The organism is Bradyrhizobium sp. ORS 111, assembly GCF_045571485.1.
Lineage (GTDB): Bacteria > Pseudomonadota > Alphaproteobacteria > Rhizobiales > Xanthobacteraceae > Bradyrhizobium.
In genome coordinates, this window is the sequence record NZ_CP120701.1 from 4,309,933 (window position 1) to 4,327,422 (window position 17,490).

Consider the following 17,490-nt stretch of genomic DNA (forward strand, 5'->3'; position numbering starts at 1 on the left):
AAGCGCCCGTCCAACCTACGAAAGCCTCTCACGCGAATCCCGGAGCTCAGCGGGCGACATTCACGCTGCCCAACCTGCCAACAGACATGGGCTGCCGGACACTATGGCTGATTCCGGGGCGCCTCCGGTGGGTTGTCTATACCGTTACCGCTGTGGCCAAACTAGGGCTCCGGGCTGCCTCTAGGGCAATCGCATTTGGGAAAAAACGCCCTGTGACCATCCTTCAAGACGCCCGCCTTTGGCGGGCTCCTCAGGATGAAGTCTTGTTTTGCGGCACAATTGTAGACCCTCATGGTGAGGAGCGCCGCTTGCGGCGCGTCTCGAACCACGAGGCCGGATACGCGCGCAGCCGCCCAAGGCGGCATATACGATAGCCTTGGGGCCGCCTCGGCCCGCTCGGGCTGCGGGTTTCAGTTCGCCGGCCCTGCTGTGGCCATCCGCTTGGCGAAAAACGCGTCGATCGCCTCTGCCATCGAGCCGACGGTCTTGTTGCGCCAGCTCTCGGAGACCAGGTGCTCGAGGTCTCCCTTGTTGGAGACATAGCCCAGTTCGACCAGGACGGACGGGACGTCCGGCGCCTTAAGCACCCGGAACCCGGCCGATTTCAGCGGGTTCTTGTGCATCCTGACCGTGGTCTTCATCTCCTTCATCAACAGGCGGGCGAAGCGATTGGAGAAGGCCTTGGTCTCCCGCTGCGCGAGGTCGATCAGGATGTCGGCGACCTCGGTCGGCTCGTCGGTGAGGTTGACGCCGCCGATGGCATCGGCCTTGTTCTCAGCATCGGCCAACCGCTCCGCCTCGGCGTCGGAAGCCTTGTCGGACAACGTGTAGATCGTGGCGCCCTGGGCGTCGCCCTCCCGCCGCGGCAAGGCGTCGGCGTGGATCGACACGAACAAGGCCGCGCCCTGGGTGCGCGCGATCTTCACCCGGTCGTTCAGAGGGATGAAGGTGTCGTCGGTCCGCGTCATGACGACGCGGTATTTTCCGGATTGCTCGACCCGGTCGCGCAGCGCCAGACCGAACGCCAGCACCAGGGTCTTTTCCAATTGCTCACCGGATTGGGTGCCGTTGTCGATACCGCCGTGGCCGGGGTCGATCACGATCAGCGGGCGGGGATCCGCCGGCGGAAGCGCGGCGGGCGTGGTCTCGGTCGCGGCAACCGCGGCATTGGCATCCGCGATGGCCGGTTTGAGTTCGGGGCGGTTCTGCGAGGCGAGCGACTGCACGAAGCTCGCACGGTCGACCTCTTCGAGGTCCAGCACCAGCCGCGGCGGCTGGCCGTTGGCAGCGTCCAGCACATAGGAATTGGCGATCTTGGCCGGCCCGGTCAGGTCGAACACGATCCGAGAGCCTCCCGGCATAACGAGACCGTAGCGGAAGGCCTTCACCAGCCCCCGCCCTGTCGCACCAATCCCGGCGTCGAGTTGGAAATCGACCTGCGGGATGTCCACCACCACACGATAGGGATCGCCCAACGGAAAGGCACGGAACTCGATCTTGCGGTCGAGGTCGAGGATGAATCGGGTCTGCTTGCCGTCGCCGGCGAGTCGTGCACCGGACGCGACAGGGAGCTTCGCGATGGCGGCGGCGGGCGCTGACTGGTTGCCTTGCGGGCTCTCGGCGGCGCTCGGACCGCCCGTCCACGCAAACGCCAATGCTGCAGCGCACAACAGTGCGCCCCCCAGCAAAATACGGTGATTTGCGCGGCTTTCCACCGACTCGGTGCCTCCAAGCAGCCCTTTACCGCATTAGGGCTGCACAGTTAATTGCACCTTAACGACCCAGCGGTGAAAAGGTTTGAGTGTTGCCGCGCCGCGACGCTTCCCTTGCACGCGGCGGTCAATCCACGTATGTACGGGATGCTGACGGCTAGTACTCCCGGTTGTGTCGCGTTCAGCCTCCCGGTGCAGCGGTGGAACCTTCGACGTTGGAGATTCCGCCGTGTTTTTCCGATCCCTCCGCAGCCAGCGCCGCGCGCGGCTGACATGGAGTGGCGGTTTCGAGCCCGAGCGGCGTCCGGTCCCAGGCACACTCCCTCGCAGAGGGACGGTTTGAGACACGGCATAGCTGATTATCCGGCCCCTTGGGGCCTCGATATGCGATGGCCGGCAGGCGCTTCGGCGCCGCGCCGGGCTTTCAGCAAAAGACACGGCGGCACTTCTCGCCGCCAACATGTTTAGACGGGCCGACGCTTAATGCGCCAGACTGCATTGCCGACCAGAATCCCCGAGACGATCGCGTTGGCGCGAGGTGAAGGCCTCGCCCGTCGCATCATCCCGGCGACTTCCCGCTCGGCGCTGCGTCGCGAGATGCGTTTTGGCCTTCCCCTCACCCCCGAATCAGGTGGACCGTCGCGTCACCAGGCGGCGCTATTCGCGCGCGCCATGCTTCGCGCCCGCCGCCGTCAAGAGCTCCCAAATGCCCAACAAGATGTTGATCGATGCCACCCACCCGGAAGAGACCCGGGTCGTCGTGGTCCGTGGCAATCGAGTCGAAGAGTTTGATTTCGAGACCGCCCAGCGCAAGCAACTGCGCGGCAATATCTATCTCGCCAAAGTCACGCGCGTAGAACCGTCGCTGCAAGCCGCGTTCATCGAATATGGCGGCAACCGGCACGGCTTCCTCGCCTTCAGCGAAATCCATCCGGACTACTATCAAATCCCGGTCGCCGACCGTCAGGCGCTGATCGAAGCCGATGAGCGCGCCCACCGCGAGGCCGAGGAAGAGCATGAGAACCGCGGTCACCGCCGCCGGTCGCGCCATCGCAATGCCCGTCGCCGCGGTCACGGTGACCGCGTGCAGAGCGAGGTGGTCGAAGGAGCAACGGATCCGCAGGCCCAAGCCCACGAGGCCCTTGAGCATCCGGTCGATACCGAACAACGCGAGCACGACGTGGTCGCCCAAGACGCTCATGAGGAAGCTCACGAGCATGAGGCGCACGACGATGCCCGCGATCACCAGGATGATCATGAACATCATCACGATCACGACCAACACGAAGGTCATGATCACGACCAGCCTGAGCACGACGACGCTCACGTCGTGAGCGTCGCACCGGCTGCCGAAGCACAGCCCGATCCCGTCGCGGCGGTGGTTGAGGCGTCGGTTGCGACAGCCGTGCCCGATCCGGCCGAAGCCGTCGCGCTCCACCACGAGCCCGAACGCGCCCATGAGGAGCAGGTCGAGGAAAATACCGCGCACGCGGACGATGCACCGCATGCGGCAAACGAGTCGCACGCGACAACCGATGATCACACAGCGCACGCCGTGTCCGAGGACGCTGCCGCGTCCCAGGGCGAGCACGGCGAAGACGCCGGTGACGACGAGGATGAGGACGACGGCGAAGAGGGCGAGGAAGAAGACGTCGTCGAATCCGTCGGCGGCGACGACGTGCTCGAGGAAGTTCCGGAGCGTCCGTTCCGCCCGCGCCGCCAGTACAAGATCCAGGAAGTCATCAAGCGCCGCCAGGTGATGCTGGTGCAGGTCGTGAAGGAAGAGCGCGGCAACAAGGGCGCCGCCCTCACCACCTATCTCTCGCTGGCCGGCCGCTATGCCGTGTTGATGCCCAACACCGCGCGTGGCGGTGGCATCAGCCGCAAGATCACCTCGGCCCAGGACCGCTCGCGGCTGAAGGAAGTGGTTCAGGATCTCGACGTACCCGAGGGTATGGGCATCATCCTGCGCACCGCAGGCGCCTCGCGCAGCAAGCCGGAGATCAAGCGCGACTTCGAATACCTGATCCGCATGTGGGAAACCGTGCGCGACCTGACGCTGCGCTCGCAGGCCCCGAGCCTGGTCTACGAGGAAGGTTCGCTGATCAAGCGCTCGCTGCGCGACCTCTACAACAAGGAGATCGACGAGATCCAGGTGGCGGGCGAGGCCGGCTACCGCGAAGCGCGCGACTTCATGAAGATGCTGATGCCCGCGAACGTGCGCGCGGTGAAGCTGTATCGCGACGGCCAGCCGCTGTTCTCGCGCATGGGCGTCGAGAGCCAGCTCGACGCGATGTTCTCGCCGACCGTGCAGTTGCGCTCCGGCGGCTACATCGTCATCAACCAGACCGAAGCGCTCGTTTCGATCGACGTCAACTCGGGACGCGCGACCCGCGAGCACCATATCGAAGACACGGCGCTCAAGACCAATCTGGAGGCGGCGGAGGAAGTCGCCCGCCAGCTCCGCTTGCGCGACCTCGCCGGCCTGATCGTCATCGACTTCATCGACATGGACGAGAAGCGCAACAACCGCGCGGTCGAACGTAAGCTGTCCGACTGCCTGCGCCAGGACCGCGCCCGGATCCAGGTCGGCCGCATCTCGCATTTCGGCCTGCTGGAAATGTCGCGCCAGCGCATCCGCGCCAGCGTGCTGGAGAGCTCGACCGAGCCCTGCCCGCAATGCGGCGGCTCCGGTCACGTCCGCTCGGTCTCCTCCGTCGCGCTGCAGCTCTTGCGTGGCATCGAGGAAATCCTGATGAAGGGCGCGACCCACAATCTCGTGGTGCGCACCCGCACCGACGTCGCGCTCTACGTCCTCAACCACAAGCGCGGCCACCTGCGCGACCTCGAAGACTCCTTCAAGGTGTCGCTGTCGATCGTCGCCGACGCCACCGTGAGCGGCCAGCAGTCCTACGTCATCGATCGCGGCGAGCAGGTGCACACGCTCGAGGCGGCCAAGGCCCTTCTGGCGGCGCAGGCCGCCGCGGCACCGGCGCAGGTCGAGGAAGCCGACGACGAGTCGGAACCGTTCGAATACGAGGCCGAGGTCGAAACCGAGGAAACCGAAGGCCTAGCCGACGAGCAGACCGCCGGCGAGGAAGCCGGCGCCGAAGGCGAAGGTGATGGTCAGCGTCGCAGGCGCCGTCGCAGGCGGCGCGGCCGCGGCGGTGGCAGCGAAGCACGCGAGAGCGGCCAGCCCCGCGAGGACGGCGAGCTCATGCATGTCATGCCTGAGAGCACCGATGTCGCCACGACCGAGGATGCGGAAGGCGACGAGGACGAGGGCGAGGAACAGCAGGCCTTTGCCGGCGCCGAGCAGCGCGACGGCGAACGTCGCCCGCGCCGCCGGGGACGTCGCGGCGGCCGCCGCCGGCGGGGCGGCGGTGCACCGGACGAGGGTCTTCCGGGATCCATTTCCGACGAGTTGAGCCCGGCATCGGCGCCGGAAGCCACCGGTGCGGTCGCCGACTTCGACGGCCGTTCGGAGCCGGCCCCGTCGCTGGCTGAGCCCGAGCCCGGCGCGCCGGCGCCGGCACCGGAATCGCAGCCGGTCGCGGAGGCTCCTGTCGAAGCAACAGCCGCAGCGTCCGAGGCCGCCGCAGAGGCCGAGGAAACGCCGGCCGAAAGCGAGCGCGCCGTGCGGCGGCGCTCCACGGTGCGCGAAAAGGTCAACTTCCTGTCGAGCCAGCAGCCGGAGACGCCAGCATCGGCGCTGGCAGAAAGCCCGCTGGACCCTTCACAGGCCCCTGCCCCCGAGCCGGAGCCTGCGGCGGCGGAGCCGGCACCGGCGGCCACCGAAGCTCCAGCCCGCAAAGGCTGGTGGTCGCGGCGCTTCGGCGGCGGCAACTAATCAGCCTCGACAACAAGAACGCCCGGCTCAAACCCGGGCGTTTTTTATCGGCCTTGCGCAGCAAGGCCCCACAGACGGAGACCGGCTTCAATGCAAAGTGCGATCGTTCTCGGCGGCGGCATGGTGGGTGTCAGCACGGCGCTGCACCTGCAACGTCGCGGCTGGTCGGTCACGCTTGTCGACCGCAAGGAGCCCGGCCGCGAAACCAGCTACGGCAATGCGGGCATCATCCAGAGCGAGGCCGTTCGCCCCTATCCGATGCCGCGCGATCTCGTCACACTCGCGAAGATCGCGACCGGCCGCACCAACGACGTGCACTATCGCGCCACGGCGCTACCCCAGCACGCTGGCCCGCTGCTGCGCTATTGGTGGAACTCGACACCGGAACGACACCGCGAAGCCACCGCAGCGTGGGCGCGCCTGATCGCCTATGCCACCGCGGAGCACGACACACTGATCCGCGAGGCCCATGCCGACAACCTGATCCGCCGCGCCGGCTATCGCCTGCTGCACCGTGATCCCGTGGCACTGGAGCGTGCCATTGCCATCGCGGAAGAGAACCAACGCGACTACGGCGTGAAGTTTCGCGTCTTAAGCGGCAGCGAGCTTGCCAAGGCCGAACCGATCCTGCGCGATGACCTGCCCGGCGCGATTCACTGGCTCGATCCCTGGACCGTGTCCGATCCGGGCGGCCTCGTCTCGGCCTACGCCGCATTGTTCGAACGCCTCGGCGGCACGCTCCTGCGCGGCGATGCACAGACGCTGACCGAAAGTTCATCGGGCTGGTCGCTCGACACCGCTGCGGGCCGTATCGATGCGGGCAACGTGGTGGTCGCGCTTGGGCCCTGGTCTCCCCAACTGCTGCGCCGGTTCGGCTACCGGATCCCGCTGGTGCGCAAGCGCGGCTATCACATGCACTATCGCGGCGGTCATTCGCTCGATCTGCCGCTGGTCGATACCGCGATGGGGTACGCGATGGCGCCAATGGCGAAAGGAATCCGTATCACCACCGGCGCCGAGCTGACCGGCCCCGACGCCCCGGCCACGCCCGTCCAGCTCGGCCATGCGGAAGCCACCGCGCGCGGCCTGCTCGATATCGGCAAGCGCGTCGAACCCGAGCCGTGGTACGGCACACGTCCGTGCACGACCGACATGCTGCCGGTGCTCGGCTGCGCGCCGCGCCATCGTGGGCTGTGGACCAATTTCGGTCACGGCCACCAAGGCTTCACGCTCGGCCCCGCCACGGCCCGGCTGCTCGCCGAAATGATGAACGGCGAGGCATCCTCGGTGGACACCACGCCGTATCGGCCGGATCGGTTCTGATCCCAATCGGCCCGCCGCCAGCGCAGACTATTTGAGCCAGCGTGCGATCCGCGCAACCGCTTCCCGCATGTCTTCGGCGGAACGCGCATAGGAGAAGCGGACGAAGGCACGGCCGTGGATCGGATCGAAATCGACGCCCGGGGTTGCCGCGACATGCGCCTTCTCGAGCATCTCGCTTGCGAAGGCGAAGCTGTCCGACGTGAAATCGGAAACGTCGGCGTAGAGATAGAACGCGCCATCGGCCGGCAGGAATTTCGTGAGACCCGCCTTCGGCAGGCCATCGATCAGGATACGGCGGTTCTCCTGATAGCCGTGCTTGATCGCTTCCATCTCGTCGCGGCCCTCGAACGCCGCCTCCGCCGCGACCTGTGACAGCGTGGGCACCGAGATCGAGAGGTTCTGCTGCAGCCGCTCGATCGGCCGCACCAGCACGTCCGGCACCACCATCCAGCCGACCCGCCAGCCGGTCATGCAGAAATATTTCGAGAACGAGTTGATGACGAGCGCGTTCGGCGACAGCTCGGCTGCGGTCACCGCGGGAAACGCGTAGTCCAGCCCGTGATAAATCTCGTCGGAGATGAATCGGATGCCCGCGCTCTCGGCAGCAGCCATCAGGCTCGACAGCGCCTCGCGCGACATCATGGTGCCGGTGGGATTGGCGGGGCTGCCGACCAGCACGCCTTTCAGCGGTGTCTTGCGATGCGCCGCGAGCAGCGCCTCGCCGGTCAGCGCATGGCGGGTGTCGCCGGTGGTTTCGATCAGCACCGGTTCGCAGCCGAGCGCGGTCAGGATATGGCGGTAAGGCGGATATCCCGGCACCGTGACGGCCACCCGGTCGCCCGGCTCGAACATCGACAGAAACGCCAGGATGAATCCACCCGACGAGCCCGTGGTGACGATGATGCGCTCCGCATCGACCGAGCAGCCATAGCTGTCGCGATAGTGGCGCGCGATGCGCTCGCGCAAGGACGGAATGCCGAGCGCCGAGGTGTAGTCGATCCGTCCATCCGCCAGTGCGGCCTGCGCGGCCGCGATCGCCGGCTTCGGCGCCGGTGCGGCAGGTTGCCCCACCTCCATGTGGATGACATGGCCGCCGGCCGCCTCGATTCGCGCGGCCGCGGCCATCACGTCCATCACCATGAAGGGCGGAACGTCGCTTCGCCGGGACGCGGTCAACAGGCTGGTCGCACGGTTTCTCAGTGTCGCATCGAGCATGGATTTCTGCTATTTGGGCGGCCGCAGCCGAATTCAGGTTCCCGCACCGGCTACCGCCCCAGACTGGCCGTATTCGGTGGCTTCTTATAACGTTTTCAAGCCGACTGAATACCGGATCGCGTGAAGAAAAACTGCAAAAACAACAGACTGTGCCGCGCTCCTGGTTTGGTCAGGACGGGAATCGGGCTTTGCCTTTTCACCACCGGCCATCGCCAGTAGACCGCCCCATGCTGTTCCGTGACCCGCTTCGCACCAGGACGTTCAAGCTGACCGCGCTGCTGACGGCGGTCGCGCTCGCAGTCGGTCCCGTCGCCACCGCGCAGGCGCAGCGGTCCAAGGGCCCGCCGGTGCTGCGCGATACCGAGACCGAGCAGCTCCTGCGCGACTATACGCGCCCGATCCTGCGCGCCGCGGGCCTGGAGAAGCAGAACATCCAGGTCGTGATCATCAACGACAGTGCGTTCAACGCCTTCGTCGCCGACGGCCGCCGCATTTTCGTGAATTACGGCGCGCTGCTGCAGTCGGAAACGCCGAACCAGATCATCGGCGTGCTCGCGCACGAAACCGGCCATCTGGCCGGCGGCCATCTCGCCAAGCTGCATGAGCAACTGGCGCGGGCGCAAACCCAGATGATCATCGCCATGTTGCTCGGCGCCGGCGCCATGGCCGCGGGCGCGCGCGGCGGTTCCAACAATGGCCTCACCAATGCCGGCGCGGCCGCATTTTCGGCGCCGCAGTCGATGATCCAGCGCTCGCTGCTGTCCTATCAGCGTCAGCAGGAGGAGAACGCCGACCGCGCCGGCGTCAAGTTCCTGACTGCGACCGGTCAGTCCGCCAAGGGCATGTACGAGACCTTCAAGCGCTTCACCGATGAGAGCCTGTTCGCCTCGCGCGGCGCGGATCCCTATCTGCAATCGCACCCGATGCCGGTCGACCGTGTCGAGGCGCTGGAGGGGCTCGCGAAGTCCAGTCCGTATTGGGACAAGAAGGACGATCCCGCGCTGCAGCTTCGTCACGACATGATGCGCGCCAAGATTTCGGGCTTCATGGAGCGGCAGGACACGGTCTACCGCCGCTATCCGCTCACCAACAACAGCCTGCCGGCGCGCTACGCGCGCGCGATCGCTACCTATCTACACGGCGACCTGCGCTCGGCGATCGCGCAGATCGACAGCCTGATCCAGGCGCAACCCAACAATCCCTATTTCTATGAGCTGCGCGGCCAGGCCTTCCTTGAAGGCGGCAAGCCCGCCGACGCCATCGCGCCGTTGCGCAAGGCAGTGCAGCTTTCCAACCGCGCCCCGCTGATCGAGATGCTGCTCGGCCAGGCGCTCGTCGCCTCGGACAACAAGGCCTATACGGACGAGGCAATCACCATGCTGCGTGCGGCCGTTGCACGCGAACCCGAGGCCCCGCTGGGCTATACCCAGCTCGCCATGGCCTACGGCCGCAAGGGCGACTACGCGGAGGCGGACCTCGCATCCGCACAGGCCGCCTATCTTCGCGGCGACAACAAGACCGCCCGCGAACTGGCGTCGCGCGCAAAAACCCGGTTTGCGATCGGCACTCCCGGCTGGGTCAAGGCTGACGACATTGTGAGCGCCAAGCCCATGCCGGGCCAGAAAAACAACTAGAAATAAACCGTAGTTCCATACAACGATCACCGAAACCGGCTCGCGGCCTGCCGTATTTCGAGCCACGTTCAACAAGGATTTGTCCATGCCAGCGCTCCGCTTTCTTGCCCCTGCCCTCCTCGCGCTCGGCGTTTGCGCCGCGCCGCTATCGGCATCGGCCCAGAGCTTTACCGACACCCAGCGCAGCGACATCGAGACCATCGTGCGCAACTACCTGGTGTCGCACCCGGAGGTGCTCGAGGAGGCGATGAACGAGCTCAACAAGCGGCAGGCAGCCGCCGAAGCCGAGAAGCATGAGCAGAACGTCGCCAAGAACGCCGACACCATCTTCAATTCGCCGCGCGGCGTCACGCTCGGCAACAAGGATGGCGACGTCACTTTCGTCGAGTTCTTCGATTACAATTGCGGCTACTGCAAGCGCGCGATGGCCGACATGCTCGATCTGATGAAGTCGGATCCGAAGCTGAAGGTCGTGCTGAAGGAATTCCCGGTGCTGAGCCAAGGCTCGGTCGAGGCCGCGCAGGTCGCGGTTGCCGTGCGCATGCAGGACCCGACCGGCAAGAAATATCTCGAGTTTCACCAGAAGCTGCTGGGCGGCCGCGGTGCCGCCGACAAGGCCCGCGCGCTTGCGGTGGCCAAGGATGTCGGCCTCGACATGGCCAAGCTCGAGAAGGATATGACGAGCCCTGAGGTCAAGGCGACCATCGAGGAGAACTTCCGCCTCGCCGAAGCCATGGGCATGAACGGCACGCCGAGCTATGTGATCGGCAAGCAGGTCGTGGTCGGCGCGGTCGGTCTCGACAATCTCAAGGAGAAGATCGGCGTCGCACGCTGCGGCAAGGCGACCTGCTGACCATCGATATCCAGCAAATCCCGTCGACTGCGAATCCGGCTGCGAGGCAGCCGGATTTTCTTTTGGCGGAAGCGCGAAGTTTCTCACGGCGACCGTGAGGCTCGATTGGGACTGTGGCTGAAGCGTTTAGCGCGTTCATTGCGCATTCACGAAACCAACCACGCGGAACCTCGGACAGCTAGGAACATCGCACATGCTCTCTCGTTGATGGCGCGGGCGATGCTCAAAACGAGGAGGACTGTGATGACTAACCGCTTTCTGATTTCGGTCGCTGCGGCGGCTCTGATCGCTGGCACGGGTTTCGCGAATGCCCAGGGGGCAGGCGGCGCAGGCAAGGAAACGCCTGGAGCCGGCGGCGGCGCGACCATGCAGCACAACGCGCCGTCCGGTGGCGCGTCATCCGGAACGATGCAGCATGACCAGGGCGGCATGAAGGGTTCCGAGCACTCTACGACCGGTCAATCTCCGAGCGCTCAATCCCCGAGCACAAAGGGTGCGGAGTCCGAGAAGGGCGGCGCTGCCAACAAGGGCGCACAGGAGAACATGCAGAAGAAGGGCATGAACTCGGAGAACGAGACGACGAAGGGCTCCAAAGGCATGAGGTCTGAGGAGCGCGACAAGAGCGGCAATATGAACGCCCAAAGCCGCGAGGGTCGCGAGCGCAACAATGCCGCCGAGACACGTGAGAAGGGCGGCGCCACGACGAACCAGAATGCGCAGACCCGGAATCCGTCCGACACCAACCGTGCCCAGACAAACGAGAGCCGCTCGCAAACAACCGGTAACGCGGCGACCTCGGCGACTGCGGCTCCTCCGGCGGAGAAGCGCACCGAGATTTCGACCGCGATCAAGTCGGAGCACGTGAGCGAGGTCACCAACGTGAACTTCAACGTGGCAGTCGGCACCCGCGTCCCGGCCAGCGTTCACTTCTATCCGGTGCCGGAGCGGGTCGTGTCGATCTATCCGCAATGGCGCGGCTATGAGTTCATCCTGGTGCATGGACGCTACGTGATCGTGCAACCGCAGACCCACGAGATCGTCTACATCATCGAGGGCTAACCCAGCCTCGGCGCGGGGGTGCCGCGACGGACCCTCGCCGACGTTCGACCCCGCCCTGAAGGGCGGGGTCTTGCTGTTGGATGCTCTGGAACGGGACAGTGGATCGTGGGGGCGAACTCCCGCCGCGGGCACGTCCCATGCGAATTGGTTAACCAGCGTTTTCCGAAGGTTATGGCTATCCTCTGATAGCCAGGACGAAGCTGTTGAAGACCTTTGAATTCCACCTAAAGGCTTCCCCTGCGGCCGGTTGTTACCTATAACCCGGCCCACTCCACCCTTCGCCGGAACCTTGGAATGGCTGCTGCCGGAACGATCTATGTGCTGAACGGCCCGAACCTCAACCTGCTGGGGACGCGCGAGCCCGAGACCTATGGGCATGCCACGCTCGCCGATGTCGAAAAGCTGTGCGCGGACACCGCCCGACAGTTCGGACTTGCCGCCGATTGCCGACAGTCCAATCGCGAGGGCGAGCTGATCGACTTCATCCACGAGGCCCACGCCAAGAAGGCGGTCGGGCTCATCATCAATGCCGGCGGTTATTCCCATACCTCCATCGCGCTGCATGACGCGCTGATTGCGGTGAAAATCCCGGCCGTCGAGGTGCATGTGAGCAACATCCACGCCCGCGAGAGCTTCCGGCATCATTCGTTCACTGCTAAAGCGGCGTTCGCGTCGCTTTGCGGCTTTGGCATCGACGGCTACCGGCTCGCGATCCTCGGGCTCGCCGCGAAGATCGGCGCCAAGGCAAAGACCTAATCGTCACTCCTGACGTCCCCCGTCACCAGACAGAGATTCCGGATCAAGATCATGGCGCGCCAGCCAGACGACAAACCAGCGGCAAAATCCAAGAACGACGACAGCGCCCTCATTCGCGAGCTTGCACATCTGCTCGCCGAGACCAACCTGACCGAAATCGAGATCGAGCGCGCCGGTCTGCGCGTCCGCGTCGCACGCAATGTCAGCATCGCCGCTTCCGTGCCGAGCATCCCGGTTCAGTCGGCGGTGGCAGCTCCGGTCGCGGCCGCGATTCCGGTCGCGGCGGCGCCGGCCGCGGATCTCGCAAAGCACCCCGGTGTCGTCCCCTCGCCGATGGTCGGCACCGCCTATTGGGCGCCGGAGCCCGGCGCCAAGCCGTTCGTTGAAGTCGGCACGAAAGTGACCGCCGGACAGACGCTTCTGATCATCGAGGCGATGAAGACGATGAACCAGATTCCGTCGCCGCGCGCCGGCACCGTGACGCAGATCCTCGTCGAGGACGGCCAGCCCGTCGAATTCGGCGAGCCGCTCGTGATCATTGAGTAGCAATTCGTCAACGTCAGGCGCTGCGATGTTCGACAAGATCCTCATAGCCAATCGCGGCGAGATTGCGCTCCGCGTGCTGCGCGCCTGCAAGGAGCTCGGCATCTCCACCGTCGCCGTGCATTCCACCGCCGACGCCGACGCCATGCATGTGCGGCTCGCCGACGAGAGCGTCTGCATCGGCCCGCCGCCGTCAAAGGATTCCTACCTCAACGTGCCCGCGCTGCTCGCGGCCTGCGAGATCACCGGGGCAGACGCCGTGCATCCGGGCTACGGCTTCCTGTCCGAGAACGCACGCTTCGCCGAGATCCTCGCCGATCATAACCTGCACTTCATCGGCCCCAAGGCCGAGCACATCCGCCTGATGGGCGACAAGATCGAGGCCAAGAAGACCGCCAAGCGGCTCGGGATTCCCGTCGTCCCCGGTTCGGACGGCGCGGTGACGTCGGACGACGACGCGATGGCGATTGCCAAGTCGATCGGTTTCCCGGTGCTGGTGAAGGCAGCCGCCGGCGGCGGCGGCCGCGGCATGAAGGTCGCTCACACCGAGGCCGACCTCGCGCTCGCGCTGTCGACCGCGGCCAACGAGGCCAAGTCGGCGTTCGGCGACGCCTCGGTCTATCTGGAAAAATACCTGCAGAAGCCGCGCCACATCGAAATCCAGATCCTCGGCGACGGCCGCGGCGGCGCCATCCATCTCGGCGAGCGCGACTGCTCGCTGCAGCGCCGTCACCAGAAGGTCTGGGAGGAAGGCCCCTCGCCGGTGCTCGCGGCCGCAGCGCGCGCCAAGATCGGCGAGACCTGCGCCAAGGCGATGCGGGACATGAAGTATCTCGGCGTCGGCACCATCGAATTCCTCTACGAGGACGGCGAGTTCTATTTCATCGAGATGAACACGCGCATTCAGGTCGAGCATCCCGTCACCGAAAGCATCACCGATATCGATCTGGTGCTGGAGCAGATCCGGATTGCCGCTGGCGGCGACCTCCCGGCGAAGCAGGATGACATCGCGATCATCGGTCACGCCATCGAGTGCCGCATCAATGCGGAGAACCCGCAGACCTTCCGGCCGTCGCCCGGACGGATTACGCAATTCCATCCGCCGGGCGGCCTTGGCGTACGCATCGATTCCGCCGTCTATCAAGGCTACATGATCCCGCCTTATTACGATTCGCTGGTCGGCAAGCTGATCGTGCACGGCAAGACCCGGGGCGAATGCCTGATGCGGCTGCGCCGGGCCTTGGACGAGATGGTGGTCGACGGGATCGAGACGACGCTGCCGTTGTTCCGAGCCCTGGTCCGCGAGCCTGACATCATCGAGGGCGATTACCACATCCACTGGCTGGAGCAGTATCTTGCGGGTCAACCCGCCGACCCGCCGAAATAATCCGGCGATCCCGTGGAACCCGAAGCCCTGCTCAAGCGTATCGTTGAGTTAGTGGCTTCGTACGGGGACCTATTGAACTCCGCTGGTTTGACGAGACTGTCGTGACCCCGCTGATTTCACGACAGCGCAGTGCCCTGCAAATCCTGCTGCTGTCGGCGGGATTTTTGGTGCTGGTCGCGGTCAGCGTGGCCTCGGTGCTTCTCGTCAACAAAGCGCGCAAGGACAACGCCTGGGTCGTTCATACCGTCGAGGTCGAGAGCCAGATCGCCAACCTGCTGGTTGAAATCCGCCGCGCCGAGAGCGCCACCAGAGCGTATTTGCTGACAACGGCGCCGCAGCATCTGGCGGAATACCAGTCTGCCGCGACCGGCATCCCGCCTGCGCTCGACCATCTCGCGAAGATCAGCGTCGACAATCCGACGCAGGTCGCCAACAGCGAAAAACTCAAGGTCGCGATCGACCGGCGCCTGTCCGAGCTGGCCCGCGACATCGATCGCGCCCAGCATAACGACGTTGCCGACAGTATCGCCGATCTGCGCAGTACCGCCTCAACGGACGCGGTGGCAGCGATCGCCCGGATCGGCAGTGACATGCGCACCGAGGAAAACCGGCTGCTCGCGATGCGCACGGCGACGGCGGACCAGACCCAGGTGCTGGCGTCGTCGGTCACCATCGCCGGCTCCTGCATGGTGCTGGCGCTCGCCGCCTTCTCGATCGTGCTGCTGCGGCTATCCTCGCGGGCCCGCGATGACGCTGAAGCCAAGCTGCGCGACATGAACGTCACGCTCGAGGCGATCGTCGACGAACGCACCACCGACCTGCGCGAGGCCAACGAGGAGATTCAGCGCTTCGCCTATATTGTCAGTCACGATCTGCGGTCGCCGCTGGTCAACATCATGGGCTTCACCAGCGAGTTGGAAGAGCTCCGCGGCGACATTTTCCGGCGCATCGCGACGCTCAATCGCTCCGCATCGCTTGCCCCAGGGGTACCGGATAACGTGACCGACACCGCCGAGCCCGAGCTGCAAGGCTCCGACAAGCAGTTGTCCGACGATTTCAGCGAGTCCCTCAGCTTCATCAAATCCTCGATCGCCAAGATGGACCGGCTCATCACCGCGATTCTCAATCTCACCCGTGAAGGCCGCCGCGAATTCAAGCCGGAGCCGATCGACGTCCGCGCACTGATCGAGGGCATCGTCAAGACCGTTGCGCATCAGGCCGCCGAGAGCAACGCCACGATCGAGATCGGTTCGCTGCCTGATGTCGTCAGCGACCGCCTGGCGATGGAGCAGATCTTCTCCAACCTGATCGACAACGCGCTGAAATACCTCAAGGATGGCGTCCCCGGCGAGATCGCGATCGAGGGCCGCACCAAGCTCGGCTTTGCGATCTTCGAGATCACGGATAATGGCCGTGGCATCGCCCCCAAGGACCACCAGCGCATCTTCGAGCTGTTCCGTCGCGCCGGAACCCAGGACAAGCCCGGCCAAGGCATCGGTCTCGCCCATGTCCGCGCACTTGTGCGCCGACTCGGAGGCACCATGTCGATAGCATCGGAGCTTCACAACGGCAGCACCTTCACGATCACACTGCCTGTTAACTGGACAGGCAAGAACCGGGATAAAGCTTCATGAGCAATCCAGTCACCATCATCATGATCGAGGACGATGAGGGCCATGCTCGCCTGATCGAGCGCAATATCCGGCGATCGGGAGTCAACAACGCGATCATTCCGTTCACGAACGGCACGGCGGCCGTCGACTATCTCTTCGGCAAGGACGGCACCGCGGCTGAACGCAAGGGCCAGGCGCTGCTGATCCTGCTCGACCTCAATCTGCCCGACATGACCGGCATCGATATCCTGAAGCGCGTCAAGGAGAACAAGTTTCTCAAGTCGACGCCAGTGGTGGTGCTGACCACCACTGACGACTCCCAGGAGATCAAGCGCTGCTACGAGCTTGGCTGCAACGTTTACATCACCAAGCCGGTGAATTACGAAAGCTTCGCCAACGCCATTCGTCAGCTCGGGCTGTTCTTCTCCGTCATTCAGGTTCCGCCCACTTCCACATGACCAGCGCGACGCCGACACTGCTTTATATCGATGACGACGCAACGCTGGCGCGGTTGGTCGAGCGCGGGCTGACGCGTGCGGGCTTCAAGGTCGTGCACGCTGCCAGCGGCCAGGAAGGCCTCGATCGCCTTGCTCGGGGCGGCATCGACGTCATCGCGCTCGACCAGTACATGCCCGGCCTCGATGGACTGGAGACGCTGGAGCAGATCCTGAAAATTCCGGATGCGCCGCCGGTGGTGTTCGTCACCGCCGCGCAGGACTCCGCGATCGCCGTCACCGCGCTGAAAGCGGGCGCCGCCGACTATCTGGTCAAGGACGTCAGAGGCGAATTCATTCCCTTGCTCCAGGTCGCGGTGAATGGTGCGATCCGGCGAGCTGCGATCCAGAAGGCGCGCGACGAGGCTGAGGCCGAGGTGCATGCCTCCCGGGATCGCTACGCCGCGCTCGCCGCCGAACGCGAGGTGTTGCTGCGCGAGGTCAACCACCGCGTCGGCAATTCGCTCCAGATCATCGCCTCGCTGCTGCATTTGCAGGCCAACTCCGCGACCCAGGACGACGTGAAGGCCGCCCTGACCAACGCGATGGGCCGCGTCGCCGCGGTCGCGCAGGTGCATCGCCGCCTCTACACCTCGCACGACTTCAAGACGGTGATGCTGAACCAGTATCTCGAAGCGCTGCTCGAGGATCTCAGGCGATCGGCCGAAGGCAACAAGATGTCACGGCTGACGCTGAGCGCTGATCCGATCGAGATCGACCCGGATCGCGCGGTCGCGATCGGCGTCATCGTCAACGAGCTGGTGATGAACGCGGTGAAATACGCCTATCCCAACGGCGCAGGCCCGATCGATGTCGAGCTCAGGCCGGAGGGCGATGATCTCCTGCTGTCGATCAGTGACGAGGGCGTTGGCTTCAACGACAAGGTCGATCCGCGCGGCACCGGCATGGGCCAGCGCATCGTCACCGCGATGGCCGCCAAGCTCGACGCCAGCGTGGAGCGCGATCCGGATCACAAGGGCACGAGGGTCCTGGTCCGCTTCGGCCGCACTGCTGCGACGCCGCAGACCGCGGCGGCAAAATAGCCCACCCC

The 17,490-nt window shown here is 65.1% G+C and carries 13 protein-coding genes; 11 read left to right on the forward strand and 2 right to left on the reverse strand.

Features of this window, described 5'->3' with window-relative positions; all coding sequences use genetic code 11:
- Positions 1-410: 410 nt before the first annotated feature.
- Positions 411-1,715, reverse strand: coding sequence for an N-acetylmuramoyl-L-alanine amidase (locus tag P6U30_RS20125; protein WP_407164683.1), 1,305 nt, complete (start codon positions 1,713-1,715; stop codon positions 411-413).
- A 703-nt stretch (positions 1,716-2,418) separates the two neighbouring features.
- Here P6U30_RS20125 and P6U30_RS20130 point away from each other — a divergent pair.
- Positions 2,419-5,562 carry an Rne/Rng family ribonuclease gene (locus tag P6U30_RS20130; RefSeq protein ID WP_407164684.1) on the forward strand — a complete coding sequence of 1,048 codons (3,144 nt, stop codon included), beginning with the start codon at positions 2,419-2,421 and terminating at the stop codon, positions 5,560-5,562.
- Between the two features lie 90 nt (positions 5,563-5,652).
- Positions 5,653-6,885: an NAD(P)/FAD-dependent oxidoreductase gene (locus P6U30_RS20135; protein ID WP_407164685.1), complete on the forward strand. Its 1,233-nt coding sequence runs from the start codon at positions 5,653-5,655 to the stop codon at positions 6,883-6,885.
- A 27-nt stretch (positions 6,886-6,912) separates the two neighbouring features.
- Here P6U30_RS20135 and P6U30_RS20140 read toward each other — a convergent pair whose 3' ends face one another.
- Entirely contained in the window at positions 6,913-8,100 is a 1,188-nt protein-coding gene (locus P6U30_RS20140; protein WP_407164686.1) for a pyridoxal phosphate-dependent aminotransferase, read from the reverse strand.
- A gap of 227 nt (positions 8,101-8,327) precedes the next feature.
- Between P6U30_RS20140 and P6U30_RS20145 the strand changes: the two genes are divergently transcribed.
- The 9 genes from P6U30_RS20145 to P6U30_RS20185 all read left to right on the forward strand — a co-directional run bounded on the left by P6U30_RS20145 (position 8,328) and on the right by P6U30_RS20185 (position 17,482).
- Complete coding sequence (locus P6U30_RS20145; protein ID WP_407164687.1) at positions 8,328-9,734, forward strand: M48 family metalloprotease; 1,407 nt, start codon at positions 8,328-8,330, stop codon at positions 9,732-9,734.
- An 85-nt stretch (positions 9,735-9,819) separates the two neighbouring features.
- Positions 9,820-10,587, forward strand: coding sequence for a DsbA family protein (locus P6U30_RS20150; protein ID WP_407146477.1), 768 nt, complete (start codon positions 9,820-9,822; stop codon positions 10,585-10,587).
- 243 nt (positions 10,588-10,830) lie between these two features.
- Positions 10,831-11,646, forward strand: a complete 816-nt coding sequence (locus tag P6U30_RS20155; RefSeq protein WP_407164688.1) for a DUF1236 domain-containing protein — start codon at positions 10,831-10,833, stop codon at positions 11,644-11,646.
- Between the two features lie 294 nt (positions 11,647-11,940).
- A complete protein-coding gene (aroQ, locus tag P6U30_RS20160; protein WP_407146479.1) occupies positions 11,941-12,402 on the forward strand; it encodes a type II 3-dehydroquinate dehydratase in 462 nt (153 codons plus the stop codon).
- A 51-nt stretch (positions 12,403-12,453) separates the two neighbouring features.
- Positions 12,454-12,948, forward strand: coding sequence for an acetyl-CoA carboxylase biotin carboxyl carrier protein (accB, locus tag P6U30_RS20165; protein ID WP_407164689.1), 495 nt, complete (start codon positions 12,454-12,456; stop codon positions 12,946-12,948).
- A gap of 25 nt (positions 12,949-12,973) precedes the next feature.
- A complete protein-coding gene (accC, locus tag P6U30_RS20170) occupies positions 12,974-14,332 on the forward strand; it encodes an acetyl-CoA carboxylase biotin carboxylase subunit (protein ID WP_407146481.1) in 1,359 nt (452 codons plus the stop codon).
- A 101-nt stretch (positions 14,333-14,433) separates the two neighbouring features.
- Positions 14,434-15,966 carry a sensor histidine kinase gene (locus tag P6U30_RS20175; RefSeq protein ID WP_407164690.1) on the forward strand — a complete coding sequence of 511 codons (1,533 nt, stop codon included), beginning with the start codon at positions 14,434-14,436 and terminating at the stop codon, positions 15,964-15,966.
- Complete coding sequence (locus tag P6U30_RS20180) at positions 15,963-16,403, forward strand: response regulator (RefSeq protein WP_407164691.1); 441 nt, start codon at positions 15,963-15,965, stop codon at positions 16,401-16,403. The genes P6U30_RS20175 and P6U30_RS20180 overlap by 4 nt, the downstream gene beginning before the upstream one ends.
- Positions 16,400-17,482, forward strand: a complete 1,083-nt coding sequence (locus P6U30_RS20185; RefSeq protein WP_407164692.1) for a sensor histidine kinase — start codon at positions 16,400-16,402, stop codon at positions 17,480-17,482. Before P6U30_RS20180 ends, P6U30_RS20185 begins: the two co-directional genes overlap by 4 nt.
- Positions 17,483-17,490: the final 8 nt, after the last annotated feature.

Excerpts from the sequence above, each read along its gene's own strand:
- P6U30_RS20130 (WP_407164684.1), top strand. The coding sequence starts at position 2,419 with ATGCCCAACAAGATGTTGATCGATGCCACCCACCCGGAAGAGACCCGG.
- P6U30_RS20135 (WP_407164685.1), top strand. The coding sequence starts at position 5,653 with ATGCAAAGTGCGATCGTTCTCGGCGGCGGCATGGTGGGTGTCAGCACG.
- P6U30_RS20140 (WP_407164686.1), bottom strand. The coding sequence starts at position 8,100 with ATGCTCGATGCGACACTGAGAAACCGTGCGACCAGCCTGTTGACCGCG.
- P6U30_RS20145 (WP_407164687.1), top strand. The coding sequence starts at position 8,328 with ATGCTGTTCCGTGACCCGCTTCGCACCAGGACGTTCAAGCTGACCGCG.
- P6U30_RS20150 (WP_407146477.1), top strand. The coding sequence starts at position 9,820 with ATGCCAGCGCTCCGCTTTCTTGCCCCTGCCCTCCTCGCGCTCGGCGTT.
- P6U30_RS20155 (WP_407164688.1), top strand. The coding sequence starts at position 10,831 with ATGACTAACCGCTTTCTGATTTCGGTCGCTGCGGCGGCTCTGATCGCT.
- aroQ (WP_407146479.1), top strand. The coding sequence starts at position 11,941 with ATGGCTGCTGCCGGAACGATCTATGTGCTGAACGGCCCGAACCTCAAC.
- accB (WP_407164689.1), top strand. The coding sequence starts at position 12,454 with ATGGCGCGCCAGCCAGACGACAAACCAGCGGCAAAATCCAAGAACGAC.
- accC (WP_407146481.1), top strand. The coding sequence starts at position 12,974 with ATGTTCGACAAGATCCTCATAGCCAATCGCGGCGAGATTGCGCTCCGC.
- P6U30_RS20180 (WP_407164691.1), top strand. The coding sequence starts at position 15,963 with ATGAGCAATCCAGTCACCATCATCATGATCGAGGACGATGAGGGCCAT.
- P6U30_RS20185 (WP_407164692.1), top strand. The coding sequence starts at position 16,400 with ATGACCAGCGCGACGCCGACACTGCTTTATATCGATGACGACGCAACG.